Source organism: Brachybacterium timonense (assembly GCF_900258505.1).
GTDB classification, from domain to species: domain Bacteria; phylum Actinomycetota; class Actinomycetes; order Actinomycetales; family Dermabacteraceae; genus Brachybacterium; species Brachybacterium timonense.
Window position 1 is genome coordinate 2,625,343 of record NZ_LT984895.1, and the last position, 26,672, is coordinate 2,652,014.

A 26,672-nucleotide genomic window follows, 5' to 3' on the forward strand; every position below is an offset into this window, starting at 1 on the left:
CATTCTACACCCCGCTCTTCGCGCGCTTCCCCTCGGCCAGTGCGAGATCTCTCGCAGCATCTGCGGCTGCCGTGAGCGTCGTCTGCACCGGGTCGACCACGAGCTCTTGGCCAACGCTGCGCACCCGTTCCAGCAGGAGACGCCGGGCGCGGCGGCGCATCCAGGCACCCGCCGCGGCGGCGATCGCGCTGCCCGCGACGGTGAGCAACAGCCCGGCCGCAAGCCCCAGCACAATGAGCGCCACCGGTAGGGGGATCGGGATCCACAGGTCCTCGATCATCGGCATCGGTGGTGGCGGGATCGCAGCGGCGTTCAGGGCGGCGTTCAGCGCTAGCCAGCCCAGGCCCACCACCCAGGTGAGCATCGCGAGCCACTGCAGCACGTCCATCACCGGCCACCACCAGGCGCGGCGGCGCGCCCGCAGATCCGCACCTGCCACGGCACGGTCGAGTGCATCGGGCAGCTCCTCCTGCCTCATGCGGGCGGCGCGTCGCACGGCGGAACGCCAGGGATCACTGCCACCGGCGCTGGCGGCGTCGGCAAAGGTGCGCACGCCGCCGGAGGCGCGGGCCCGCACGGCCGCATCGGGCTCCGGCAGGGAGGTACGTGCGAGGTCCTCACCGTCGCGCTCCTGCCCGATGTTCCAGCGGGCCAGGGGATCAGGGCGGAACCGTCGCACCCAGCGCAGTGGCGGCCACCCCACGCGACCAGCGGCGCGGAAACGATAGGAAGCTCCTACGGCCTTCGCCACTGGCTCCACGCGGGCAGCAACTCCCAGGTCAGCAACGAGGGTGTCGACGTCGGTGGAGCGAATACGGTCACTCATGCCGGTGGGGTCTGCGCTCTCGCGCAGTGTGGCAGCGGCACCGGCAACATCGGCACGTTGACGCGCGGCGATCGCCTCGCGTGAGCGGGCGATCTCCCCCAGGTAGCCGCGCAGGTCATCGATCCCCTCGCCAGTGTGCGCGGAGACGGCGAGAACCGGCGCGGAGGCGAGGCCATCGCGGCGGGAAAGCGCCGTCAACGACGCAATAACGTCGTCACGCTCAACGGGGCGAATGCGGTCGATCTGGTTAAGCACGAGCACGGTCACGGCGTCATGGCCGGCGAAGCGGCGCACGAACTCCTGATGGAGCACGGCGTCGGCGTACTTCTGCGGGTCTGTGACCCACACAAGCACGTCCACCATCCCGGTCATGCGCTCAGCGATCGCCCGGTTGGCAGCTTCCACAGAGTCCAGGTCCGGCAGGTCGAGCATGATCAGGCCGCTCGTGGACTCGGGTGCGGCGGTGGCATCGTCGGCGCGGCGCCGGGCACGTCGGCCCGTCCGCGATTGCTGCTCGAGGGCAGCGAGGGTCACAGCAAGCGGGCCGTCCGCCGCCAGATGCCGACGATCACTCACGCCCAGCCAGTCCAGTAGTTCCTCGCTGCCGGCGTCGCCAAGCACCGCTGCAACCGGCTGGCTGGTGGTGGGTCGGCGCACTGCGGCGCGCGTGACCTCCTCCCCCACCACGGCGTTCACCAGGGACGACTTTCCCGATCCGGTGGCGCCGAAAAACCCGACGACGGTGTGCTCGGCGCTGAGGGCGCGGCGGCGGTCCGTGCGCTCGAGCACGTGCCGGGCCTCCTCGACAGCCGCGGCGGGCGCCACCCCAGCGAGGGCGTCGGCGCTGCGGGTGAGGGCGTCGATCTGTTCGAGCAGGCTTCCAGCTCGCGCGGGGCGGGGGCTCATCGTTCCTCCCGAACCTGGGCGGCGAGCTGATCGAGCCGCCGCGCATCCGCGTCGAGCTGTGCGGCGGCGTCGGGCGTCTCGAGCTCGGCCAGGCGCTCGTGGAATGGTTCAGCACGATCGGCCACCAGCGTGTCCAGTCGTGCGGCCAGGCGGCCGCGGGCGATCTTCGTCAGGCGCCGCACGGCGTCGTCACCGAAGATCGTCTCCAGCAGCTTCTGCCCGATCACGGCGGCGCCGGCGCCGGCACCGACTTCCAGACCGGTGGGGATGAAAGCGGTGGAGGCGAACACCACCACCATCAGGGCGACACCCACCGCGTTCACACCAAGCGACAGCAGGCGGGCCTTCGTACGCCGGTCAGCGCCCTCCTTCCGGACCAGGTCCAACACATCCCCTTGCCAGGCGCGCACGGCGGCAGAGACGTCCTCGCCGTACCCCTCGGGGATACGGGAGAGGTCGCGTCCTTCCGCCAGGTAGCGGCCAGCGCTGCGGGAGCGCCACGCGGTGTCAGCGCGTTCGGCACCCCGCGCGGTTTCGTCGATCACGACATGCACGAGCCCGGTGCCGAGCGCCTGCTCGGCGGCGATCGACGGGGCTGGTCGACCGCTGAGGGCGAGGCCGATGCGGTCACGCAGCCGCCCCACGAAGCTCTCCAGGCCACGGAACAGCTCACCGGTGCCCACCACGTCCTGCCAACGGGCCAGCACTTCGCCGCGCAGCAGGGAGCCGTCGCCGATAGCGTCGTCGATGCGGTCGCGGGCGTCGGTGAAGGCGGCGTCCACGTGGGATCGCAGCAGGTCGATCTCTGCTTGCTGGGTGCGGGCGTGCTCGGCCAGGGACCGGGCGGAGCCGGCGAGCGCGCTGATGCCGCCTGCGAGTGTGCGGCGCGCGATGGCACCGCGGCCCGCGTCATCGGCGGCCAGATGCTGCAGGTGGGAGCGCAGCTCGGTGATCCGCTCGGGCGGGAGCATGCCGTCGTCGTCGACTTCGTCTTCGAGCACCAGGAACAGCCGCTCCACCTCGATGCCGGCGTTCTCGAGCATGCCGCGCAGGTCCCCGCCGAGTTCCTCGGCGACACCGGGCCGCGGCGGGATGCGGTTCATGACCACATCAACGGTGATGTCGCGTTCGGCGGCGGTGCGCAGCACCTCCCAGGGCACAGCGTCCGCGTAGCGGTTGGCGGTGGTGACGAACAGCCACAGGTCCGCGGCGCGCAGCAGCTGGCGGGCGAGTTCGCGGTTCCCGGTGGAGACCGAGTCGATATCGGGGGCATCCAGCAGCGCGAGCCCCTGCGGGATCGCTGTATCGGCAACGAGCTCAAGACTGGTGGCCGGTGCCGTATTCGTCTGTGCACTGCTGGTGCCTCCAGCGGGCTGGGCCGTGGTGTCCTCGGTGCCGGTGATGCGGCTCAGTCCGGGCAGGATGCGGGTACCGGCGAACCACGCGGCATCCTCGGGATGATGCAGCAGCACGGGCCGACGGGTGGTGGGCCGGATCGCGCCAGAACGGGAGACGTGGCGCCCGACGAGGGCGTTGACCAGAGTGGATTTCCCGGCGCCGGTGGATCCACCCACCACCACGAGCAGCGGCGCGTCCAGGGAGGCCAGGCGCGGCGCGACGTGGTCGGAGAGCTGGGCGAGGGCGGCGGCAGTCTCCTCGCGGGCCTCCTGCGCACCGTCGATCGGCAGCGGCTGGTCGAGGGCGCGCAGGTGCGTGGCGACGTCCTCGAGCACGGCGGCGGTCTGGCTGCTCATCGAAACCCCTCGTCGGTCGCGGGCGGGCGCCGACGGGTGTGCGCGGCGCGAGCCTCATTGTCGCAGGCGCGTCATCGCCCGCCGTGTTCGCGTGACGCAGCTGACCTTCAGTCGAGGAACGGATCCAGGCCCCATTCGGGGAATGCGGCGCGGCGGGCGGCCTGGATCGCACGGTCGAGCGGGTCTTCGGGGTCCATGCCCTCGCTCCAGGGCCGACGCTGCGCGAGCGGGACCCTGTCACCCCAGCAGCGTCCGCCCGGCTCGTCGGGGATGCCGTGTTCAAGGCGGGCACGGGACTCCGCGGCCACGTACGCATCGGGCAGGGCGTCGTCCCCCGGGATCGGGTCACCGGTGGCGACGGCGATGAGCTGCGCCCAGGAGCGCGGCACCACGTCGATCACGGCGTAGCCTCCGCCGCCAAGAGCGAGCCAGCGGCCATCGCAGACCTCGTCGGCCACATCGCGCAGAATCTCCATCGCGGCGCGCTGCGCTTCGAGGGTGACAGTGAAGTCCGCGAGCGGATCCATGCGGTGGGTGTCCGCGCCGTGCTGGGTGACCAGCAGAGTGGGGCGGATCGCGCGGGCGAGAGCGGGCACGGTCGCTTCGACGGCGCGCAGCCAGCCGTCGGGGCCCGTGCGCGGTGGCAGCGGCACATTGATCGCACTGCCCTGTGCGGCGGTGCCGCCGCTGTCTTGGATGAAGCCGGTGCCAGGGAACAGCACCTCACCGGTCTCGTGCAAGGACAGGGTGATGGCACGCGGTTCATCCCACAGCGCCATTTCCACGCCGTCACCGTGATGCACGTCCACGTCGATGTACAGCACGCGCTCCTCACCGGCGGCGAGCGCGTGCCGGATAGCGACAGCGGCGTCGTTGTAGATGCAGAAGCCGGAGGCGCGGCCGGGTCGCGCATGATGCATGCCACCGGCCACATGCACGGCGCGGTGCACACGGCCGGAGCGGATCGCATCCACGGCCGCGATGGAACCACCCACCAGCCGCGCGGAGGCGGTGTGCATGCCGCGGAAGGCGGGCACATCGTCGCCGCCGATGCCGAAGCTGATCAGTTCGTCGTGAGCGGCGAGGTCCAGCGGTTCGGAGGCTCGCGCAACCGCATCCAGGTAGGCGTCGGTGTGGACGGTCGCGAGCTGGTCGCGGCTGGCCACGGGCGCGTCGATGATCTGCACGCCGGGGCGCTGCAGAAGTCCCGCTTCGCAGGCCAGCTCGTGTGTGAGCGTCAACCGCACCGGGGACATCGGATGGTAGGGGCCGAAGTCGTAGTCAGCCAGCTGCGGCGACCACACCACCGCGCACCCGGGCGTCTGCTCATCTCCGGACACAGGCGCGGGCAGTGTGGCGGGGGACATGACGCCGAGCGTAGCGGGGCGGCGGCCGCGCCGCGATGTCCACGGGGCCGTAGACTCCTGCCGCAGTCGGAGCACCCGCGCCCTGCTGCATGGGAGGTCACATGACACGGCGGCAGGACGACGCTGCACTGGCGCAGCAGCCCGCCGTCTCGCTGCTGGAGCGCGTCCACAATCAGGTGCGCGATGTGCTCGGCAGCGCAGCCCGTTTCACACCGGCACGGCTTGCTCTCGTGGTGCTCACGGCGATGATCGGTGTGTCGACACTGCTGCTGCTCCTCCCCGTCTCCAGTGCTCGCGGCACCCGCACGAGCCTGGTGGATGCTCTGTTCACGGCCGTCTCCGCTATCACCGTCACGGGCCTGGTGACGGTGGAGACCGGAACGCACTGGTCCACATTCGGCCTGGTCGTGATCATGGCGACGATCAAGGTGGGTGGCCTGGGTGTGCTCACGCTGGCCTCGCTGATGAGTCTGTCGGTGATGCGCCGCATGGGCCTTGCGCAGCGGGTGATCACTGCATCGGAGACGAAGGCGGAGCGGCTCGCGGAGGTCGGCGGGGTGCTGCGCACCATCCTGGTGACGTCCACAGGCTTTGAAGCGGCGACGTTCCTGGCGCTCGTGCCGTACATGATCGCCACCGAGCACCGCCCGGGGGAATCGCTGTTCCTGGGGCTCTTCTATGCGATCAGTGCGTTCAACAACGCCGGTTTCGTGCCGGAGGCGGCGGGCACCACGCAGTATCTGGGTGACCCGTTCTTCTCGATCCCGATCGCCGTGGCGGTGTTCGTGGGGTCCCTGGGGTTCCCGGTGATTCTGGTGGTGGTGCGGAACTGGCGCACCCCGAAGCATTGGACGCTGCACGCGAAGCTGACGCTGTACACCTCGGCACTGCTGTTCGTGGGTGGCTGGCTGGGGATCGCCGCAATGGAATGGGGCAATCCCGACACGCTGGGCGCACAGTCCACCGGCACGAAGCTGCTGGCCAGCGCCTTCGCGTCCGTGATGCCACGCTCGGGCGGCTTCTCCACGGTGGATATCGGCGCTATGCAGCCGGAGACCCACCTGTTCTTGGACATTCTGATGTTCATCGGCGGTGGCTCTGGTTCAACCGGTGGCGGTATCAAGGTGACCACGTTCGCGCTGCTGGCTTTGTCGATCTGGGCGGAGGTGCGCGGAAATCCGGACGTCGAGGTATTCCGTCGCCGCATTCCGCAGGAGACGATTCGCCAGGCGATCGGCGTGTTGGCACTGTCGGTCGCGATCGTGCTGGTGGCATCGATGGCGTTGCTGGCGATGACTCCGTACACGCTGGATCAGGTGCTGTTCGAGATCCTTTCTGCTTTCGGCACGGTGGGTCTGAGTACCGGCATCACGGCGGATCTGCAGACCGCCGCGAAGTATGTGCTGATCGCCTGCATGTACGTGGGGCGCCTGGGGCCGATGTCGCTCGGTGCGGCGCTTGCTATGCGCGAGTCGAAGCGTGTGGTGCGTCTGCCGGTTGAGCGGCCGATCGTCGGCTGATACCGGGCGACCGGCTGGCGGCCGAGAGGATGGGAGGCCGACGGGACGAGCACCGACCGGCCGAGAGCCGACGGGCAGCGAACAGCCCGCCTGTCGACTGCGGCGGTCGACTCTAGACTGTGGCGGACTGTTCCGCTGGCCGAGGAGGATGCGTGGCACGCAGCGTGCGCGACAACAACGGGGTGCTCGTGATCGGGCTGGGGCGCTTCGGCGTCTCCATCGCTCTGACTCTCGAGCAGCTCGGCACTGACGTGCTGGCCATCGACACCAAACCTGAGCTGGTGCAGAAGTACTCCACGGTGCTCACTCATGTGGTGGAGGCTGACGCCACGCAGATGGACACGCTCGCGCAGGTGGGTGCCGCCGACTTCTCCGTGGCGGTGGTGGGGGTGGGCACCTCGCTCGAGTCCAGCGTGCTGATCACAGCGAACCTGGTGGATCTGGGCCGCCCGGTCATCTGGGCGAAGGCGATCTCGAATGCGCACGGCAAGATCCTCGAACGCATCGGCGCCCACCACGTGGTCTATCCGGAGGCCGACGCCGGCAAACGAGTGGCTCACCTGGTCAACGGTCGGCTGATGGACTTCATCGAGTTCGACGACGATTTCGCGATCGTGAAGATGCGGCCGCCGCAGGAGATTCAGGGATTCACGCTCGCCCAGTCGGACATCCGCTCGAACTACGGGGTGACTGTAGTGGGCGTGAAGTCGCCGGGACGTGACTTCACCTATGCCACCCCGGAGACGATGGTGGCGCCGCATGACGTGCTCATCGTCTCCGGGCACACCACGCTGATCGAGCGTTTCTCGAACCGGCCCTGACCCGAGCGAACCGACGGGAAAGACGCCGACGGAGACTGGGCGGATTCAACTGGTCGTTGCAACACCCTGTCAGAGAGGGTGGTCATGGGTCGTCCAGCGGGATGGTTGAAGGAGCTCACGGGAAGGAATCCGATGATCTCGCCCGGGGCCCCATCGAGCAGGCGGAGCATCGAGCGAGAGTTCTGGGTGCGGATCGCCAGTGGGGCCTCGTCCGAGGATGCGGCGGCGGCGATCGGCGTGTCACCCGCGGTCGGGGCCCGCTGGTTCCGTCAAGGTGGCGGCATGCCGACGATCACGTTGTCCCCGCCAGGTGGACGGTACCTGTCATTCGCCGAGCGTGAAGAAATCGCGCTGATGCACTCCGGTGGTCTTGGTGTCCGCGAGATCGCACGCAGGCTCGGCCGGGATGCCTCGACGATCTCACGAGAGCTCCGCCGGAATGCGGCGACTCGGGGTGGGAAGCTCGAGTATCGGGCTTCGGTCGCACAGTGGAAGGCCGAACTGCTGGCCCGTCGCCCGAAGACCGCGAAGCTCGTAAGCAACCCAAGATTGCGCGAGTACGTTCAACAGCGCCTGGACGGGTGCCTGCGCTTGCCCGACGGAACTTGTGTCGACGGACCCAAGGTGGCGGAGTGGAAGGGCCGGAACAAGCCGCGCCGGGGCGACCGGAAGTGGTCTCTGGCGTGGAGCCCGGAGCAGATCGCTCAGCGAGTCAAGGTCGAGTTCCCCGATGATGAGAGCATGCGGATCAGTCACGAAGCGATATACCAGGCCCTCTACATCGAAGGGCGCGGAGCGCTCAGGCGTGAACTTGTCGCCGCGTTGCGGACCGGTCGATCACTGCGCAAGCCCAGAGCAAGGACGCGGAATAAGCCCCAGGGGCACGTCACTGCCGACGTCGTCATCTCCCAGCGGCCGGCCGAAGCCGCTGACCGGGCGGTGCCAGGCCATTGGGAAGGCGACTTGATCATCGGCACGAACCGATCTGCGATCGGCACCCTCGTCGAACGCAGCAGCCGCACGACGATACTGGTGCACCTGCCCCGCCTGCCTGGCTACGGCCAGCAGCCCCGAGAGAAGAACGGTCCGGCCCTGGCTGGCTACGGGGCCGGCGCGATGGCCCAGGCGCTGACCTCGTCAATCACGAACCTGCCGGCCCAATTACGCAAGACGCTGACCTGGGACCGTGGCAAAGAGCTCTCCGATCACGCGCAATTCTCGCTCGAGACGGGCACTCAGGTGTACTTCGCCGACCCCCACTCGCCGTGGCAGCGCCCGACGAACGAGAACACGAACGGGGTTCTGCGTCAGTACTTCCCGAAAGGCACAGATCTCACACGCTGGAGCGCACTGGAGCTCGAAGCCGTCGCATACACGCTCAACAACCGCCCCCGGAAAGTCCTCGGCTGGAGAACTCCCGCTGAGGTCTTCGCCGACCAGCTACACTCACTCGACAACACCGGTGTTGCAACCACCGATTGAATCCGCCCTGTCCCCCGCCGTGGTGACCGACGGAGAGGACGCCGCAGGCGTGTAGACCCCGGCGGAGAGAGGGCGCGCAGGAGGAATGCCGCACCGTGGACGGGCACTCACGCGCCGGCCACGGCGGGCACCGTCAGCCCTCGGTGAGCTCGCGCGACCGCTCTGCGGAGGCCTGCATGGCACTCGCCACACCGGCACGCACACCCAGCCGCTCCAGAACAGCGAGGCCCTCGACCGTCGTGCCGCCGGGGCTGGAGACGCCGTTCTTCGCGACCGCCGGGTGCTCGCCGGTCTGCTGAAGCATGGTGGCGGCGCCGCGCACGGTCTGCTGCACGAGCCGGGACGCGAGATCGCGGCGCAGCCCGAGCCGCACGGCTTCATCGGTCATGGCCTCGATCAGGGAGAAGACGAAGCCGGACAGGGATCCTGCAGCGCCGATGAAGGCGTGCACCTGGTCTTCGGTGATGTCGACGACCACGCCGGCGGCGGAGAACAGATCGTGCGCAAGGTCGTGGAGGCGCTCGTCCACGCGGGAGCCGTGCATGAGGCCCACAGCGCCCTCCCCCACGCTGATCGGCGTGTTCGGCATGGCGCGCAGCACCGGCTGTCCATCCGGCAGAGCGTTCTCGATGTCTGCGATGGTCACGGCAGCGGCCAAGGAGATCACGATCGTCTCGGGCCGCAGCTTGTCGCGCACCTGCAGCAGCTGGTCGAGGATCTGGTGCGGTTTCACACCGAGCACGAGAACGTCGGCGGTGCCGGCAGCCTTGTCGCGGTCAGCAGCGGTGGCGTCGAGCTCGCGGGCGGCGGCCTCTGAGCTGTCCCGGCTGGAGTTCACCACGAGCAGGTGGTGGCGTGGCACGCCGGCGGCGCGCAGTGCGCGCACGACGGCGCCGCCCATATTCCCGGCGCCGAGCACCGTGATGGTGAGGTCGGGGAGGTCCGGGATGGTGGCGGTGTCAGCGGGGCGGGGGCTGGTGCGGTCGCTCATGCCTCCAGCGTAGGGGCATGCCGCGGGGCATCTGCTCAGGAGCCGCGGCCCCAGTGGGGTGGAACGTCACGCAGCAGCTCGGCTTCATGAGCGTCCTTCGCGGTGGCGCCGCGGGGCTGCTCGGGGCTGTCCCAGGTGATCGGCTTACCGGTGAGCGACGAGATCACGACACGGCGTGTTGCTGGCCGGACATCGTCACGGCTGTCTGTCGCGGAGGACTGAGCAGTATCCGATGTGCAGGCCGGCTCTGCCGGCTGAGCACCGTCGGTGGACCAAGAAGGCTCGGAGGGGCGACGGTGCTCGGGCTGCTCGGTGCTCACTGTCGTTCCTGATAGCGGCGGATGGCGCTCGCGACGGACACGTCCAACAGAACGGAACGCTGTTCGAAGCCCAGGAAGGCACGCACCTCGGCGGCGAGCTGGTCCTCGAGCCGGGCGCGCCCATCAGAGCAGACGTACTCCACCACCGCGTCGAAGTCCTCACTGGAGTAGAACGACAGCGGGTGTCCGGCGGGGATCTGCGGGCGCGGCAGACGGTGGCGGATGGTGCCCGCTCCGGTGGGGCCGCCGCCTGCTTCGTCGGCGAGCGCGAAGGTCAGGGCGCGGTCCACGGCGCGGCGGATCCGCTCCGCTTCCCCGTCGGGGTCGATGAACAGCGCCCAGGACCACACGCGTTCAGTGGTCCATCCCACCGCCTCGAGACGCTCGGCACGCAGCCGGTCACGTTCGCGCTGGCTAGCGGTGGCAACGTACCGCTCACCATCGGTGTCGACGGCCACCAGCAGTCGGCCCGGCAGACTCGGATGCCCAAGCGCCAGTTCGATGCGCTCTCCATCAAGCCCGAAGTCGTGCTCGACCAGCAGGCCCAGGCGGGCGAGGCGATCGGCCAGATCGCGCACGAGAGCATCGGTCTCCAGTTCGCGGCGCGGCTGATCGCTGGCAGGCTCGGGGTCGGCAGTCTCTGCTGGTTCCTCGGCGGTGCCGGCGGGGTCGTCGGCGCTGCCGACGGGTTCCGCGGCGCTGTCCGCCGCACTGTGAGAGCCAGTGCCTGCCGACTGGCCGTCGGCCACGTCGCCTGCGGGCTCGGCATTCTCGTCCCGCGCGCTCTGGGAGGAGCTATCGGCGTTCTCCTCGTCGGCCCCGCCATCACGGGGCTGTCCGTCGGCCGACTCATCGGATGTGCCGTCTGCGTCCGCACCGCTTTCACGTCGTGCAAGCGCCGCCTCGATCGCGGCATCGAGATCATCGTCGGACAGCTCGTTCTCGTCCGCTGTCTCCGCTGCGTCCGCGGCGTCAGCGGGGGCCTGCGCTGGAGCGGAACTGACGTTGGCCGCATCGGTCTGCTGCGTGCCGAACGTGGGGATGTCCCGAGCCGTCTCATCCCCAGAATCCACGGGAGCGGCCTGCTCGCTGCCCACGCGCTGCGCGGTGCGCGGCACGACCGGCACGTCATTGCCGCCGCGCAGAACCCACAGAAGGGCACGCAGATCACGGGCACCTTCGGTGCGCAGCCGAGCCGGGTCCAGGTCCTCGACGCCAATGGCGCTGACCACGGTGACACGGCCACGAGCGCGGGTGAGCACCGTGGCGAGCGCTTTGCGTCCAGTAGGTTCAGACAGCGGACCGAAGGAGTGCAGCAGGCGGCCGTGCGGGGTCTTCCCGAAGCCGATCGACACGATGGTGTCATCGCGCAGAATGCTCGATGCGTGCACAGCGGGCACCACGGTGAAGAACTCCTCCGCATCAGGCGCAAAGAAGTCACGCAACGCCGGGATCACAGAAACGGTCTGCATGACGCGCTCCATGACGCGCCGGGCGTGCTCCGGCGTCAGGGTGAGCACGGCGAGGGACCGCTCGGGCCGGGTGCGGGCATGCTCGATCACCAGATCAGTGACACGACGCAGCTCCGCTTCAGTGCTCTCGACGTACTCAGCGCCCTCGACCACAGGGCCGCGACCGTTGTCCACCATGATCAGCCGATCAGGATCCAGGGGGATCGGCCCGGGCATGGCACGAACCTCACCGGCGAGCGCGCGGCGCTGGGCGAAGAGGCGAGCTCCCTCGGTGGCGGGGCGGGGATCGTGGAGCACCTCCACATGCGGGGCGATCTCCAGCATGTCGTCCAGCAGGCAGGGCTGATCACCGCCGTACTCGAGCGGGTCACCCACCACAACGGTGCGGGTGCCGCGCACGATCGCTGGCAGAGCTGCGGCGGTGGGCAGACGCCCGCCGTCGGCGATGATCACCACGTCCACGTGGCGGCCGCGCGGCAGCACCATCGGCACCAGGTACGGGGAGGCGAGCCAGGCGGGCCGGGCGCGGAAGAGGATGTCCTCGTACTTTGCAGTCAGATCTCGTACGGACACGGTCGAGGACCGGGCGAGCTCCGCGATAGCAGCGCGGGAGGTGTCCGGGTAGCGCTTCATGGTGGAGACCAGCACCTCGTCGGCAGCCGCATGAATCCGCGGCGCCGCATCGGCCAAGTACTGGGCATCCAGGCGACGGAAGCGTTCGGCCACCTGCGACAGGGACGTGCCGTCGTACTGGGAGATGGTGGGCTCGGCGCCAGCAATCAGCTCCAGCACGCTACGCCACCAGGCAAGCTCCAACTCGGAGTCAACGTCCTCGCGGGACACGCGGCGGGCACGCAGATCCTCCACGAGCTCGCCCAAGCCGTCGAAGTCCAGACGGCGCAGCAGTGTCGTGCGGCGCGGCAGATCGGCGAGGTCGTCAGCGTCGGTGTCCAGGGCGTGCAGGCGACGCTCGACTTCCTCCAGGTCGGTGCGCAGCAGGCCGTCGCCAGCCGCGGTGCCGTCCAGCAGCACCGCGAGTTCATCCACGGCACGCTGGGTCTGAGATACCGCCCGGTGCGCGACCTCGAGTCGTTCCGGAAGCATCGGCACCGCGTCGACGTCGATCGCCTCGCGGCGCCAATCGGTCAGCAACCTCGCAGCCTCTGTGAGGGAGCCGTGCAGATCCGGGGCCACAGCGGTGGGGCGTTGCAGTGCGCTGGCTCGACGCACAAGGCGCCGGCGTACGTTCCAGCCGAGCGTGACGCCATGCTCGGCACGCCAGGCCTTGTCGGCGGTGGCGGGGACCATCTCCTCGAGCTCGGCACGGAACACGGCGGGCTGGAACACTGCGAGGGTTTCACGGGCGCGGTCAATCAGGGCCAGGCGCGCCACGGCTTCATCGAGAGTTGTCGCCTCACGCAGGCCGATATCGCCGCCGGTAGCACGCAGTGCGCGATGCAGCCGCGGCAGCAGGTCCTCACGCAGATCAGTGACGAGCGTGCGGGCACGTTCGGCCTGCGTGTCGGAGGAGATCTGCGCGCCGTACCAGGCGGACTTCTCCGGGCCGGCATCGAGCACACCGGCATCCGAGGCTTCGCGCAGGGCATCGGCATAGCGTGCACGATCCTCGCCAATCATGGAGGCAGCCACCTCGGGACGCAGCCGCACGGTGGTCACCGGCGCAGGATCCCGACGGGTCAGAGCTGCGAGCGCGGAGATCGCGTCATGCGCGGAGACCCCCCAGGGCTGCTGGGTGCGGTGCATCGCCTCCACATGCCCGGTGAGGATGCTGCGGGCCTCCTCGAGCCCTTCCGGTTCCGCGGCATCCGCGTCGGTCAGACCGTGGGAGCCGGCGCGGCGCAGGCTGCGCAGCAGGGCCGCGGAGGCATTGCGCTGCAGTGACGGGTCCGGCGACAGGTCGAAGACGAGCTCCTCGAGGTCACGCTGCCGGGCGACCTCGACGAGCTGGGCGAGGTTGCGGCGGCGTTGGGAGACGATCAGCACGCTGCGGCCGCGGGCGTTGAGTTCGGCGGCAAGGTTCACCACGAGGTCGAGCCCGTCGGTGCCGGGAGCGACCGCTGCCGCCACGTCATCCCCCGCGAGGACGTGTTCGAGCACGCGCCGGTGGTCCTGATCCACGACGGCCACCAGATCGTTCTCGGGGATTCGCGGCAGCAGCTCGGGGTCCTGGGCGAGGGCGCGGGTGCGTTCACGCAGCGCCTGCCGGGCCGGTTCGACGCCCGCGAGCGCCGCGACCAGGTCGTGGCTGGCCCAGTCCTCCGGGTTCTCCGCGAGGTCACCGGCCACGGAGCCGGCGGCGTCCATGAGGTTGCCCACCACGAGGGCGTGGACGATGCGGAAGCCGGGGAGCGGCTGCCCGAGGGCGCGGAAGGCGTCGAGCACGGGGTTCGGGTCGAAGCCGTGGGCGCTGTCCGTCGTGGCCAGCAGTGCCCGGGCGTCGACGGCCACACCGGCCTCGCGCAGGGCCCGCAGGAGTACGGGGTTGAGCTCTGAGGTGGCGTCGAGGTCGAGGTCGACGTCTTCGCGGGCGTTGCCGCGCAGGCGCAGCGTGATCGGGCGGATCAGTACCGGGGCATGGATCGGCTCCGACCCGTCGTCGGGCTCCCAGATCGCTTCACCGATACCCAGGTGACAGGTGGTCAGACCCACCTCCTCCGCGTACCGTTCGGCGGTTTCGCGGATCGTGCGGGCATGCGCTCGTGCGTCGGCGAGCGCGCCGACCTCGCGCACGAGCGAGGACAGTCGCGTCGGCCCGCGGCCAGCGAGCAGCTGCGCAAGGCCCGAGGGGTGGCAGTGGGTGAGGTCCAGCACGGCCGGGCCGGACCGCATCTGGGTGAGGAACGACGGTGTGCTCGCACCGCCGGTGATGTCGTGTGTCCAGGTGTCCAGGGCGTCGGCGACCACGTCTTCGCGGCTGAGCGGGGTGTGCTCGCGGGGGCGCGCGGGCAGATCGTCTTCGTCTTGGATGGGGGCGATGCCGGCGTCGGTGTCGTCTTCACGCGGTTCGACGGTGTAGTCGACGTCCGTGCTGTGCGGGCTGTGGTGCCGACCGGAGCGGGATATGTCGGTGTTCGGACGCTCGTAGCCTGCCGCGGCGGGGCGGTCAGCTCCGGCGGGGCCATCAGCATCGCGTGACGGGGCGGCGTTGCCGTTGGAGTCGGCTGCTGACGAGGTCTGCGCCGTGCCGATCGGGGCCTCGGGCTGCTGGGTCCCGTGGCTGTCCCGGTTCTCGCGTCGCGCGCGCCGAAAGATGCTCCACATGGTCCGTCACGCTACCGGTCATGCGGGTCGCGACCGGGGAGGCGTGCCGGTCAGACGGTGTGCAGTCGCACCTCATGCTCCCGCAGCACGTCACACAGGGCGGGGTCAGGAGTGCCCGAGAGCACCAGGTCGGTGAGGGCAGCAAGCGGGCAGATCCCGGCGAGCGCGCGCACTCCCACCTTGTCGGCTGTGGCAAGCCCCACCACGCGCCGCGCGTGGCCGATCATGACGCGGGTCACGGCTGCTTCGGCTTCGGAGTGGCAGGTGAGCCCGGCGTCGACGTCCACGCCGATGGTGCCCACGAACATGGTGTCCAGCCACAGGTCGCGCATGGTGGCGGTGGCGAGCGGCCCGGTGAGCTCGAATGAGTAGGGCTCGGCCACGCCCCCGAGCACCACGGTGCGCACGTTCGGTCGCAGCACAGCCTCGGTAGCGATGTTCAGGGCGGCACAGACGACGGTCAGGCCGGCGCGGCCGTCGTCGGTTTCCAGGTCGGCGCGGCCCACGATGCGACGCGCGGTGGAGGTGGTGGTGCGGCCGCCGTTGAAGCCGACGATCTGGCCGGGCGTCACCAAGGCCGCGGCTGCGGTGGCGACGCGTTCCCTATCCGCTGCGGCGGTGTCGGTGGAGCGCGGCACGGTGGCGAGGGAGTAGGCGACGTCGATTGCGACGATCCCGCCGTGGGTGCGGCGGGCGAGCTGCGCGCGCTCCATCTCCACGAAGTCGCGCCGCACCGTGGACTCGCTGATGCCCAGCTGCTGGGCCACGTCATGGACGCTGAGGCGCTTGGTGCTCTGCAAGAGGGTGAGCACGGTGTCCCAGCGGGCGGCCTTGTCGCGATGCTCGGGTGCGGATGTCGGATTCACGCGGCTCAGTATCGCGTAGTCGCGCGCGTACGGTGCACGATATGCGCAACCTTCGTCGCGCGATCATGACCGAATCGAGGCGCTCTATGCGCGATTGCGCGTGAATCGCTGCATGAATCTCGTCAGATTGTTTTCTCGTCGTAACCAGCTTGTGTCCCGCACCACGAGACCTCTACGTTGGTCTCGTACCGCCTCGACCGGGGCGGAGCCGACGACGAAAGGAGATCCTCATGGGTTTCGATGACGCACTGAACAAGGCCAAGGACGCTGCCGGCCAGCACTCGGACCAGGTCAACCAGGGCATCGACCGTGCCGCTGATGAGGCCAAGAACCGCGTGCCGGATCAGCACGACGGCAAGGTCGACCAGGCTGCTGACGCTGCTCGCGACCAGCTCGGCCTGAACAAGGACGACAAGGCCGGCAACTGACGTCCACCCCGACTCGCACGACGCCCCCGACACGCATGTGTCGGGGGCGTCGTTGATGCTGCTGGGTTAACGCTCCCAGGGCTGACGTGGTCAGTCGCGCTGATCCTCTGCGAGCGATCCTCGCACGTGTGAACGTCGGCGCATCCGGGCACTCCGGGCAGTTCAGCGCCGACGGGTCACGAACCACGCACCGCCCGCGGCGAGCACGGCCACGACAGCCACACCGCCGAGCAGAAGCGGCAGCGTGGATCCCTTCTCGGCGTCGTCGTTCGCCTGTTCCTGTGCAGCGGGCTCAGACGGTTCAGCGCAGCCACCGTCGGCGCCACCATCTGAGGATTCCGCTTCATCGGGCCCGCACTGCAGCTCGGGGTGATCGCTGCCGTTGTCGGAGGCATCCTGACCATCCGGCGCTGCGTCTGCCGGCCCGTCGACCCCGCCGTCGGATGCTGCGGCAGCATCTGTTCCCGTGACGGTCACGGTGAAGGTTCCCTCGATCGGGTGGCCGTCAGAGCTGACCACGCGCCACTGCACGGTGTACTCGCCGGCTGCGAGCGGTTCGGTGAGTTCGGCGGTGGCCACGGGCCCGTCGATGCTCGGGGTGATCTCTTGCGCGCTGTCACCGTTCGCATCGGTGATGCGCACGACGGGCGTGACGTCAAGGATGTCTGCGGAGTAGGTCAGAGTGATGGCGTCCGGGGAGCTGTCCAGCTGCGCCCCGTCGGCCGGATCGGAGCTGATCAGTGTGTCGTGGGCGTGCGCTGCGGGCAGCGATGCCAGCACGAGCACAGCAGCGGCGAGGGCGGCGAGCACGGGAAGCAGAGCAGCCCGGTAGCGGGTGAATGTGGGCATGGAGTCAGGGTAGGCCACGCTCAGAGTGCCCGTTGGTGCTCGAGCACCGGCAGGGCTCGTCGCACAGTGCGCACCAGGTCGAGGTCGAGATCGTGGATGAGCAGCCCTGGTGCACGGCCGAGCTCAGCGAGCACGCGGCCATCCGGGGCGATGACGGCGCTGCGGCCCACGCCGCGTGGGCCGTTGCCCGCGTGATCCGGTGGAGGAGCCTGGTCGGCGGCGAGCACGAATACGGTGGCATCCAGGGCGCGGGCCCGCAGCAGCAGGCGCAGTTGTTCCTCTTTGCCGGGGCCGTCGCCCCAGGCCAGGGGCAGCACGATCACGTCGGCACCCCGCTGGGCGAGGCGGATGATCTGGTCGGGGAAGCGTACGTCGTAGCAGGTGGCGATCCCGAGGCGCACACTGTCGACGTCCACATGCACGAGCTGGTCGCCGGGTGCGACGGTGTCGGATTCGCGGGATCCGAAGGCATCGAACAGGTGGATCTTGCGGTAATCCGCGGTTGCTTTTCCGCGCACGTGCACGGTGTTGTGCACGCGGCCATCGACGGCAGGGGTGAAGGATCCTGCGACGATCGTCAGATCGTGACGCTCGGCGAGTTCTTCCAGCAGTGTGATGAACGGACTGCTGTGGTCACGGGCGACTGCGCGCAGGGTGGTGCCGAAGGGGGTGAGGGTCGCTTCGGGCAGGACGAGCAGGCGGGCCCCGGCCGCAGCAGCCTGCTGTGCGGCGTGCTCAACCTCGGCCCGTGCTGCCGCGGTGTCCTCCGGCACGATGATCTGGGCGAGCGCGACGCGCAGCGTTGTGCGGGCCCGGGCGGCGGCGAGGTCGGCCGGGGTGTCAATGTCGAGGGACTCGCCGGGGCCCGCATCGTGCAGCACCGGCTCCGGCGCACACGAATAGAGCCGATACAGCCCCACGCCAGCCACTCCCCCGTGGCTGTCGCGCACGGCATCGAGACCGTCTCGTAGGAGGCTGAGCGGCCACGCGGCGGCGAGATACTGCGTGCGGCCGCCCTCATCGCGCAGTGCATGGATGCAGCCATCCTCAGCGCTGCGTTCCTGCAGGGTGCGCAGCGTTGCCGCGTCCAGGAACGGCATGTCACCGCCGAGCAGCAGCACGGTCGTCGTGGGCGGATGCGCCGGGAGGTCCTGCACGGCGCGTTCGACGGCGGCGAGCGGTCCACCGCCGGGGGGATCCTCCCGCACGAAACGCACTCCTCCATGCGTCGGCGTGGGGTCGTTCTCAGCGTCGGGGCCGACGACGATCCTCTCTCCGGCTGGCGCGGCGTCGAGCACGCGCTGCAGCACAGTGTCGGCACCGACGTGCAGGCGGGTCTTGTCGATCCCGCCCAGTCGCTCGGCCCGCCCACCGGCGAGGATCACAGAGACGACGGGGGCTGGCGCCTCACCTGTGGAATGTGCGTCGTCCCTGCTGCTGTGGTGCTGTGCGCTGTGATCGGCCATGGGCTGATCCTTCCATGGTGCCGTAGGATGGCGCGGTGCTCGACGCGGCCAGCTCACCGGCCCCGTCGCCGCCACCAGCCTTCGTAGCTCAGGGGATAGAGCACCGCTCTCCTAAAGCGGGTGTCGCAGGTTCGAATCCTGCCGGGGGCACCAGTGACGATGCAGGTCAGGACGCTTCGACGACTCCCTGAAGTCCCTTCGGAGCCTCGACACTACGCAGCTACTCCGCAGCGCTCCTGACACGCCCCTCCGCCAACCGGTCTGCAACGAGATCCAGGTCCTTGTCGAACAAGTCCGAGTAGACGTCCAGCGTCGTGCTGGGCTCGTCGGCGGCGTCGGCGGTAGGTCTTCTCGGTCCAGGTGATGATGGCGCCCCTGATCCGGCCGGAAACTACATCCTTGATGACGCACAGGTAGAGCCTGCCCTCGCCAGTCGGGTGCTCCGTGATATCGGTCAGCCAGATTTCGTGACATCGTCAACGGTGAAGGCGCGGTGCACGCGATCGTCATGGACCGCCGGTCCTGGACGCTTTGCGTGCGTGCCGCGTTCTTCCCGCAAGCGGAGAACCGCTGGTTGTCGCGGCAGCCCCTGTGGCTCCCTAGAACTAGGCTGAAGAGCGAGTCCCACGCTGTCAGAGACAGTAGGTCGCAGTCGACACGTTCCACTCACCTTCGAGGAGTTACTCCGTGCCTAAGCCCCTGGTCCTGTCCGACATCCGCGACCGCGCGGGAGCGTTCGTTGCCGACTGGCGCGATGCCGATGGCTACGAGCGCGGTGAGGCGCAGGAGTTCGTACGCGGACTCCTCGCGGTCTTCGGGATCAGTGGTCGCACCGCAGCGGTCTACGAGAAGCGTGCGCAGCGTGCTTCCACCGGCCACCGGGGGTACATCGATGCTCTGATCTCCGGCACCGCTCTTGTTGAGATGAAGTCTGCGGGGGAAGACCTCATCGCAGCGGAGGCGCAGGCTATCGACTACATCGAATCCCTCACGGAGCACGAGAGTCCCGACTTCGTGATCACCAGCGATTTCAAGCGTTTCCGGGTGCTCGACCTCAACGCAGAGCCAGGGCAGGACGGGGTTAACGAGTTTTCCCTGCTGGACCTTCCAGCGCACGTCGAAGACCTCATGTTCCTCGCGGGGTACAGGCAGGCCAAGTTCGGCTCCACTGAGCAAGAACAGGCATCGATCCACGCCGCACAGCTCATGGCAAAGCTCTGGGAGCACCTGGACAGCACGGGCTACGACGACCACCAGGCGTCCGTGTTCCTCATCCGCACCCTGTTCTGTCTCTACGCCGACGACGCAGGTCTCTGGGAGCGCGACCTGTTCTCCCGCTACATCGAGGAGCGTACGAGCGAGGACGGCTCAGACCTCGGTGCTCAGCTCTCGACGCTTTACCAGGCCCTCAACAAGCCCGAGGACAAGCGCTACGGTCGTAACGACGACCTCATCCAGGCCTTCCCCTATGTCAACGGTTCCGTGTTCGGAGAGGCCGTCGAGATCCCCTACTTTGACCGAGCCTCACGCGATCTGCTGCTCCAGGCCGCGTACTTCAACTGGTCCTCGATCTCCCCGGCCATCTTCGGTTCGCTCTTCCAGGCCGTGAAGGATAAGAAGGCCCGTCGAGCCCTGGGCGAGCACTACACGACCGAGACCAACATCCTGAAGCTCATTCGCCCCCTGTTCCTCGACGAACTGGAGGAGCGCTTCACGAAAGCACGATCCAAGAAAGCCGACCTGGAGCGCCTCCTGACGCAACTCGGGGGCCTCCAGTTCCTCGACCCCGCCTGTGGCTGCGGCAACTTCTTGATCATCGCCTACAGGGAGCTCAGGGCACTGGAGCTGCGCATCCACGAACGGCTCCAGGAGCTCGATCCCGCGCGCGCCCAGCTCTCCCTCGACGCGGAGTCCCGCGTCCACGTGAAGCTCTCGCAGTTCCACGGGATCGAGATCGAGGAGTGGCCCGCCACGATCGCACGCACCGCCATGTTCCTCGTCGAGCACCAGGCCAACCAGGCCGTGAACCTCACGCTCGGCCACTCCGTGCCGATGCTCCCTCTCCAGGACTCTGCACGCATCACAGTCGGAAATGCTCTGCGCACTGACTGGAGCGACGTCCTGCCCGCGAGCGCCGACGTCGTCGTGATGGGAAACCCGCCCTTCCTCGGCCACGCCACACGCACGCCGGAACAGGCCCAGGAACTCCGAGACGTCTGGCAGCGAAAGGACATCGGTCGCCTGGACTACGTCACCGGCTGGTACCGAAAGGCGCTCGACTTCTTCGGGGACGCCGCCGGGCGGTTCGCATTCGTCTCCACCAACTCGATCACCCAGGGTGAGCCAGTCCCCGCGCTCTTCGGACCGATCTTCGATGCAGGCTGGCGCATCCGGTTCGCACACCGCACCTTCGCATGGTCGAGCGAGGCACCAGGCGCAGCATCCGTGTACTGCACGATCATCGGCTTCGACAAAGAGAAGAAGCCAGCTCCCCGACTGTTCGCCTACGCCCGACCGAAGACAACACCCTCGGAGGTAGCTACCACCTCGATCAACGGGTACCTCGTCGATGGACCCAACGTGCTGGTCGAGCAACGCCGCGAGGTACTCGGTGATGGCCTTTGCCCGGCGGTCTTCGGGAACATGGCCCGTGATGGTGGGCACCTGATAGTAGAAGCCGACCAGTACGCAGAGGTCGCCGCCGATACCGTTGCATCGAAGTATCTCCGCCCGTTTGTCCAAGCTCGTGAGCTGATCCACAACACGCCCCGATGGTGTCTCTGGCTCGTCGACCTAGACCCTGCCGATATCGCTCGCTCCACGATCCTTAGAAGCCGCCTAGAGGCCGTTCGCGCTTTCCGTGAAGAGTCACGAGCCTCTTCAACCCAAGGCATGGCAACAACTCCGCATCTCTTCGGCCAAAGATCACAGCCTGCCTTGCCCTACGTGTGCATACCGCGACACTTCTCGGAAGAGCGACCTTTCGCCACGGTGGCCAGTTTCGGCCCAGAGGTGATTTGCGGCGATGCCAACTTCAAGGTGGAAGACCCTGAGGGTTTCCTCTTCGCGATCCTCTCAAGCTCGATGTTCATCACCTGGCAGAGGGTTGTAGGAGGTCGCCTCAAGAGTGACCTACGGTTCTCGAACACGCTCGTCTGGAACAACTTCCCCCTTCCCGAGGTCTCTGAGAAGCTCCGGGAACAGGTGATCAGCGGCGGTCGTGAGGTGCTCAAAGCACGTGCACTCCATCCGGAAAGGTCTCTCGCCCAGCACTATGCACCACTCGCTATGACTCCCGCCCTCTTGAAGGCCCACCGCACGCTTGACGCCGCTGTCGACAGGGCCTTCAGCGCAAGGCGGACGTGCACATCAGAGCAGGAGCGTCAGCAGATCCTGTTCGAGCGTTACGCAGAGCTGACCCAAGCATGAGTCCGAGCGCGGAGGACCCGCACGTGCGAGAAGCCGCGCTGAAGCGGCTTAGGCAGGCCGTGAAGCGCTCCGAGGCCGTCCTGAGCACTCGGCTAGCTCAGGACCCGCTCGCGCCCGAACTAGGCACGCTCTGGCACCTCACGATGCAGAAGAACACGACGACCGGGGCGACGAAAGTGGTAGCGCTACGGCGCGAAACGATTGATCGCCCGCTACTTGAACAGGCTGCAACGTACGCTCGAGTATTTACCCTCAAGAACGAGTCGATCTATGGACCTAAGGTCGCGCGAGCAATCACCTACTTCGCCGTCACCGAACAGCAGAAGTTCTTGAGCGAACAGCTCGGACGCATGTGGGAAGAACAGCCCTTCCCACGGACCTACATGATGAAGTCGGCAGGTGGCACACCCTTAACCCCGCCGGGCGGAATCAGCGACAGCAGCATCGGCGACCGGGTGCTGTACTCCGAGATCGTCCATGCGGACGATGCCTCCTCGACCTTGGAGCACGTGAGCGACGAAGACCGGGAGTGGGCACTCTCAAGCCTCGTTGGTGACTGGGTAGCACTCGTCGCACATCAACAGTGGCTGATCAGTTCTGTACGGCCTGACCTATGCCCTGCTCCAACGCCATGGGCAGGCGATCACAAGACGGTCTTCCGGCGACTCGGTGGCAGAGTCGATGAAGAGCACGAACCGACAGCTCCGCCCGAGCGGTCGCTACCTGAGGACGGGACACACCACGAGAGCTCCCAGAACTATCGCAACGGCCAATCCAACCCGGACGTCTGCAACTAGGAGATCGGCTCATGGAAACACTGTCGGTACTCGCCTTCGCCATCTCCATCGTTCCTGTTCCCAGGCCAGACCTCAACACCACGGAGTTCGCTCCCGCCACCCTCGCGGTAGCGTGGAACAGGTGACCACCACTGACACTGACCCCACCACCCCGTCCGCCCATTCCGAGCCGTTCACTGATTTCGCCGATCCGGAGGCGCTGCTGCGTCTGCCGCGCCTGACCTCCGTCACCGCCGCCGGCGAGCGCGTGATCGCCGCGATCCAGGAGGCTGACGAGCACGGCGCGAGAACCCCGTCGGCCCTGTGGGAACTGGACCCCGCTGGTATCGCACCCGCCCGGCGCCTGACCCGCTCGGAGAAGGGAGAGAACGGGCCGCGCCCGAGCCCGGATGGCGCCGTGCTGTTCACCTCATCCCGACCCGATCCTGCCGGCGGGTCCGTCGAAGACAAGACAGCGATCTGGCGCCTGCCCACAAGCGGCGAAGCTGAACTGGTCGCCGCCGCACCCGGCGGTCTTTCGCTGCTGGCCATCGCACAGGACGGCACGATGCTCGCCGCGACCTCGGTGCTGCCCGGCGGCACCCTCGACGACGATGCCGAGCGGCGCAGCGCCCGCAAAGATGCACGGCGCACCGCTATCTGGCACACCGGCATGCCGATCCGGCAGTGGGACCACGAGATCGGTGACGAGGAGCGGCACCTCGTGCTCATCTCCCCGGCCGGTGAACTCACCGACCTCACGCCGGGTGTAGGCACAGTGGCACTGGCCTCCGCGTCGGCCGACCTCTCCCCCGATGCACACATCGTCGCAACCTCTTGGACCCGCCGGGTCAGCGGCGGTGAGACCCGCAGCGACCTGGTAATGCTCGATGTCGCGACCGATGAGCGCACCGTGCTGCTCCGCGCCGACGACGAGGTGCAGTACTCCACCCCGTCCTTCTCCCCCGATGGGCAGCGGCTCGCACTGCTGTGCTCGACGCTGTCCACTCCGAGCGACACCAGCTACACCCGGTTGCAGATCCGCACTCTCGCCAGCGGGGAGATGATCACGGTAGACCTCGGCGACCTCACCCTCAGCGATCTCGAATGGTCAGACCCCACGACCCTGCTGGTGGCCGGGGACCTGCATTCCTCCGGTGCGGTCCTGATCGTCGATGCGGCCACGGGCAGCACCCGCACTCTCGCCTCGAACGGGGTGTTCAGCTCGCTCTCGGCAGCGGGCGATGGCACCGTCCTTGCGCTGCGCAGCGACGTGGGTACCCCGCCGCGACCAGTGCTGATCGGGGCCGACGGAACCATGACGGAGCTACCTGCGCCCGGTGCTATCGGCGCACTTCCAGGCACCCTCGAGTTCGTCAGCGCCGACGTGGACGGGATCGAGGTGGGCGGGTGGCTGTGCGTGCCCTCGGGCGCGAGCGCCACAGAACCTGCCCCGGTGATGCTGTGGATCCATGGTGGTCCGCACGGTTCCTACAACGCCTGGAGCTGGCGCTGGTGCCCGTGGCTGGCGGTCGAGCGCGGCTGGGCGGTGCTGATGCCGGATCCCGCCATGTCCACCGGGTACGGGGATGCGGGGCTGAACCGGGGCTGGCCGCGTCGGCCCGACATTGTCTTCCGCGAGTGCGAGACGCTGCTCGATGCGGTGCTCGAACGGGATGAGCTGGATGGGACGCGTACCGCGATGATGGGGGCGTCCTTCGGCGGGTTCATGGCGAACTGGATCGCTGGGCACACCGACCGTTTCGACGCGATCGTGTCCCATGCCGGGCTGTGGGCACTGCCGCAGCAGCACCGGACCACCGATGCGGCCGCCTCGAAGATGCGGGTGCACCGCCACGAGGACGAGGCCCCGGGCTGGTACCGGGCTTTCTCCCCGCACTACAGCATCACTGAGATCACCACTCCGATGCTCATCACGCACGGCAATCGCGACTATCGCGTCCCGGTCTCCGAAGCGCTGCGACTGTGGTGGGATCTGGTGTCGACCTGGGCGGGTGAGCCCGAGGATATGCCGCACCGCTTCCTCCAGTTGACCAGCGAGAATCACTGGGTGCTGACTCCGGCGAACGCGGTCGTGTGGAATCGGGCCGTGCTTGCCTTTTGCGAGCAGCACGCGCTGGATGGCCCGAGCGCGGACGAGGCGATCAGCTGGTGATGCGCCCGTCACCATGACCTTCACGGTGCCCCCAGCGCCGCGCTCGGGCACCACGTCGGCCGCTCCCCTGCCCGGGATCTCGCGCGCGGTCAGGCCGTCGTGCGCGTAACGAAGAACCAGATCAGCCCGATCATCAACAGCAGGAAGCCGAAGCCACCACCGAAGACGGCGAGCAGCAGGCCGCTCACGCTGGCGAAGACCCCGAGCACGTTGACGGGCGGGCCGATCATGATGGTGTCTCCATCGCAGTCCACCGTCCTGACTTGCACAGGTGAGTGCGGTTCGTGGTAGTTCCCGCGTTGTTGATGCTGGTCAACAGGGTTTCGGTCGTGGGGATGGGTCACTAATGGGGCGGTAGGATCGGGCGATGGCTCCGTTCTTGAGGAAGGTGAAGACTGCCTCCGGGGCGACGGCCGTCCAGATCGTCGCGAAGGAGGGACGTCGTAACCGGGTCCTCGAGCACCTCGGCTCAGCGCATTCCGAGGCGGAGCTGGCGGCTTTGATGCATCTGGGCCGCGAGCGGCTGCACGCAGGACAGCAGACGCTCGATCTCGAGCTGACCAGCGCTGCTGCCCCGAGTGCTGGCGTTTTGACGATGCAGCACCGACGCAGCCGATTCCTTCTGGAAGCTCTCGAGCTCGCCTGGCGCCGTCTCGGTTTCGATGTGGTCGACGACGAGGCGTTCTTCCAGCTCGTCCTGGCGAGATTGATCGAGCCGACGTCGATGAGCGATTCCCGGCGAGTCCTTCGCGAGGTCGGCATCGATCCCGTGCACCGCAATACGTTCCACGCCGCGCTGCGCCGGTGCGCGCAGTGCGACTATCGCGACGAGATCGTGAGGAAGTGTTTCGAGCACGTCTGGACCAGCGGTGATGTCTCGCTGGTGCTCTACGACGTCACCACGCTCTACTTCGAGGCCGAGAACGAAGACGCCCTACGCAAGGTCGGCTACTCCAAGGAACGCCGCGTGGACCCGCAGATCGTGGTCGGCCTGCTCGTGGACCGGGCCGGGTTCCCCCTGGAGATCGGCTGCTACGAGGGCAATCACGCCGAGACCCGCACGATCGTGCCGATGATCAAGCAGTTCCAGGAGCGTCACGGCTTGGCAGACATCGTCGTCGTCGCGGACGCCGGAATGCTCTCGATGGAGAACCTGAACGCGATCGACGAGGCAGGGCTGCGGTTCATCGTCGGCTCGCGGCCCAAGAAAGCGCCCGGTGACCTCGCCAATCATTTCCACTGGAACGGGGACGCGTTCACTGATGGTCAGCTGATCGACACCATCACCCCGCGCCACGGCAACACCAAGCCCGGCACCCAGCGGCGCCGTCGGGAGCCGGTCTGGGCGCGGGAGCAGCATCCCGGGCACTGGCGGGCGATCCGGTCCTACTCCCGCAAGCGCGACCTGCATGCCCAGCCCACCCCCACCCAGCAGGAGAACCGGGCGCGGGCCGTGATCGCGGGCGACGCGAACGTGAAAGGCACCCGGTTCGTGAAGACCACCGCTGCCGGCCGCATCCTCGATGAAACCTCTCTCGCGCAGGCCAGATCACTAGCGGGATTGAAGGGCTACGTCACCAACATCCCCGCACGGATCATGCCCGCCAGTGAGGTGCTCTCTAGCTACCACGACCTCTGGCACGTCGAGCAGTCATTCCGAATGAGCAAGACAGACCTCCAGGCCAGGCCCATGTTCCATCGGCAACGCGACGCGATCGAAGCGCACCTGACGATCGTGTTCACCGCGCTTGCGATCGCTCGCTATCTCCAGGCCAAGACTGGCTTCAGCATCCGCAGGATCATCCGGACCCTGAAGCCGCTGCTCGAAGTCCAGATCAACATCGGTGGACACCTCCATACCGCGGCCGATCCCCTCACCGACGACGCCCGCCACATCCTCCACGCCCTCCAGACCCCAGACGCCACGGGTCACTAAACCTG

At 68.1% G+C, this 26,672-nt stretch carries 18 protein-coding genes, 1 tRNA gene and 1 pseudogene; 9 read left to right on the top strand and 11 right to left on the bottom strand.

Annotation, left to right across the window (positions count from 1 at the left end; genetic code table 11):
• Positions 1 to 4: 4 nt before the first annotated feature.
• The 3 genes from C8271_RS11705 to C8271_RS11715 all read right to left on the bottom strand — a co-directional run bounded on the left by C8271_RS11705 (position 5) and on the right by C8271_RS11715 (position 4,853).
• The gene (locus C8271_RS11705) at positions 5 to 1,732 is read right to left on the bottom strand and encodes a GTPase family protein (protein ID WP_106507441.1); all 1,728 of its coding nucleotides are present in this window, start codon (positions 1,730 to 1,732) and stop codon (positions 5 to 7) included.
• Positions 1,729 to 3,486: a dynamin family protein gene (locus C8271_RS11710; RefSeq protein ID WP_106507442.1), complete on the bottom strand. Its 1,758-nt coding sequence runs from the start codon at positions 3,484 to 3,486 to the stop codon at positions 1,729 to 1,731. The genes C8271_RS11705 and C8271_RS11710 overlap by 4 nt, the downstream gene beginning before the upstream one ends.
• Before the next feature lie 107 nt (positions 3,487 to 3,593).
• The gene (locus C8271_RS11715) at positions 3,594 to 4,853 is read right to left on the bottom strand and encodes an acetoin utilization protein AcuC (protein WP_106507443.1); all 1,260 of its coding nucleotides are present in this window, start codon (positions 4,851 to 4,853) and stop codon (positions 3,594 to 3,596) included.
• Positions 4,854 to 4,954: 101 nt separating this feature from the next.
• On the opposite strand from C8271_RS11715, the gene C8271_RS11720 reads away from it, so the two are divergent.
• The 3 genes from C8271_RS11720 to C8271_RS11730 all read left to right on the top strand — a co-directional run bounded on the left by C8271_RS11720 (position 4,955) and on the right by C8271_RS11730 (position 8,676).
• Complete coding sequence (locus C8271_RS11720; RefSeq protein WP_106507444.1) at positions 4,955 to 6,373, top strand: TrkH family potassium uptake protein; 1,419 nt, start codon at positions 4,955 to 4,957, stop codon at positions 6,371 to 6,373.
• Positions 6,374 to 6,525: 152 nt separating this feature from the next.
• Positions 6,526 to 7,194, top strand: a complete 669-nt coding sequence (locus C8271_RS11725; protein ID WP_106507445.1) for a potassium channel family protein — start codon at positions 6,526 to 6,528, stop codon at positions 7,192 to 7,194.
• Between the two features lie 84 nt (positions 7,195 to 7,278).
• Positions 7,279 to 8,676 carry an IS30 family transposase gene (locus C8271_RS11730; RefSeq protein WP_425428177.1) on the top strand — a complete coding sequence of 466 codons (1,398 nt, stop codon included), beginning with the start codon at positions 7,279 to 7,281 and terminating at the stop codon, positions 8,674 to 8,676.
• 133 nt (positions 8,677 to 8,809) lie between these two features.
• Here the strand turns inward: C8271_RS11730 and proC are convergent, their stop codons facing one another.
• Genes proC through C8271_RS11750 form a run of 4 tightly spaced genes read right to left on the bottom strand, consistent with a single transcriptional unit; the run spans position 8,810 to position 15,607 of the window.
• Positions 8,810 to 9,667: a pyrroline-5-carboxylate reductase gene (gene proC / locus C8271_RS11735; protein WP_106507446.1), complete on the bottom strand. Its 858-nt coding sequence runs from the start codon at positions 9,665 to 9,667 to the stop codon at positions 8,810 to 8,812.
• Between the two features lie 35 nt (positions 9,668 to 9,702).
• Positions 9,703 to 9,987 carry a hypothetical protein gene (locus tag C8271_RS11740; protein ID WP_106507447.1) on the bottom strand — a complete coding sequence of 95 codons (285 nt, stop codon included), beginning with the start codon at positions 9,985 to 9,987 and terminating at the stop codon, positions 9,703 to 9,705.
• Positions 9,984 to 14,741, bottom strand: a complete 4,758-nt coding sequence (locus C8271_RS11745) for a DUF4011 domain-containing protein (protein WP_106507448.1) — start codon at positions 14,739 to 14,741, stop codon at positions 9,984 to 9,986. Before C8271_RS11745 ends, C8271_RS11740 begins: the two co-directional genes overlap by 4 nt.
• A 50-nt stretch (positions 14,742 to 14,791) precedes the next feature.
• Entirely contained in the window at positions 14,792 to 15,607 is an 816-nt protein-coding gene (locus C8271_RS11750) for a DeoR/GlpR family DNA-binding transcription regulator (RefSeq protein ID WP_245921120.1), read from the bottom strand.
• A 230-nt stretch (positions 15,608 to 15,837) separates the two neighbouring features.
• Here C8271_RS11750 and C8271_RS11755 point away from each other — a divergent pair, with 230 nt between their 5' ends.
• Positions 15,838 to 16,035 (top strand): antitoxin, encoded by a 198-nt coding sequence (locus C8271_RS11755; RefSeq protein WP_106507450.1) that lies wholly within the window; start codon positions 15,838 to 15,840, stop codon positions 16,033 to 16,035.
• A 162-nt stretch (positions 16,036 to 16,197) separates the two neighbouring features.
• On the opposite strand, the gene C8271_RS11760 is transcribed toward C8271_RS11755, so the two are convergent.
• Entirely contained in the window at positions 16,198 to 16,884 is a 687-nt protein-coding gene (locus C8271_RS11760) for a copper resistance CopC family protein (protein ID WP_106508050.1), read from the bottom strand.
• A 20-nt stretch (positions 16,885 to 16,904) separates the two neighbouring features.
• Positions 16,905 to 18,350, bottom strand: coding sequence for a nitrilase-related carbon-nitrogen hydrolase (locus C8271_RS11765; RefSeq protein WP_106507451.1), 1,446 nt, complete (start codon positions 18,348 to 18,350; stop codon positions 16,905 to 16,907).
• 77 nt (positions 18,351 to 18,427) lie between these two features.
• Here C8271_RS11765 and C8271_RS11770 point away from each other — a divergent pair.
• Positions 18,428 to 18,503: transfer RNA gene (locus C8271_RS11770), tRNA-Arg, on the top strand.
• A 218-nt stretch (positions 18,504 to 18,721) separates the two neighbouring features.
• Here C8271_RS11770 and C8271_RS14225 read toward each other — a convergent pair.
• Positions 18,722 to 18,879: pseudogene (locus tag C8271_RS14225) on the bottom strand (IS3 family transposase); the annotation flags it as partial.
• A 158-nt stretch (positions 18,880 to 19,037) separates the two neighbouring features.
• Between C8271_RS14225 and C8271_RS11775 the strand changes: the two are divergent.
• The 3 genes from C8271_RS11775 to C8271_RS11780 all read left to right on the top strand — a co-directional run bounded on the left by C8271_RS11775 (position 19,038) and on the right by C8271_RS11780 (position 24,731).
• Positions 19,038 to 21,779 (top strand): DNA methyltransferase, encoded by a 2,742-nt coding sequence (locus C8271_RS11775; RefSeq protein ID WP_106507452.1) that lies wholly within the window; start codon positions 19,038 to 19,040, stop codon positions 21,777 to 21,779.
• Between the two features lie 143 nt (positions 21,780 to 21,922).
• A complete protein-coding gene (locus tag C8271_RS13730) occupies positions 21,923 to 22,576 on the top strand; it encodes a hypothetical protein (protein WP_212591346.1) in 654 nt (217 codons plus the stop codon).
• A 121-nt stretch (positions 22,577 to 22,697) separates the two neighbouring features.
• Positions 22,698 to 24,731, top strand: a complete 2,034-nt coding sequence (locus C8271_RS11780; RefSeq protein ID WP_245921121.1) for an alpha/beta fold hydrolase — start codon at positions 22,698 to 22,700, stop codon at positions 24,729 to 24,731.
• 89 nt (positions 24,732 to 24,820) lie between these two features.
• Here the strand turns inward: C8271_RS11780 and C8271_RS13895 are convergent, their stop codons facing one another.
• Complete coding sequence (locus C8271_RS13895) at positions 24,821 to 24,961, bottom strand: hypothetical protein (protein WP_170957881.1); 141 nt, start codon at positions 24,959 to 24,961, stop codon at positions 24,821 to 24,823.
• 137 nt (positions 24,962 to 25,098) lie between these two features.
• Here C8271_RS13895 and C8271_RS11785 point away from each other — a divergent pair, with 137 nt between their 5' ends.
• Positions 25,099 to 26,667: an IS1634 family transposase gene (locus C8271_RS11785; RefSeq protein WP_106507454.1), complete on the top strand. Its 1,569-nt coding sequence runs from the start codon at positions 25,099 to 25,101 to the stop codon at positions 26,665 to 26,667.
• Positions 26,668 to 26,672: the final 5 nt, after the last annotated feature.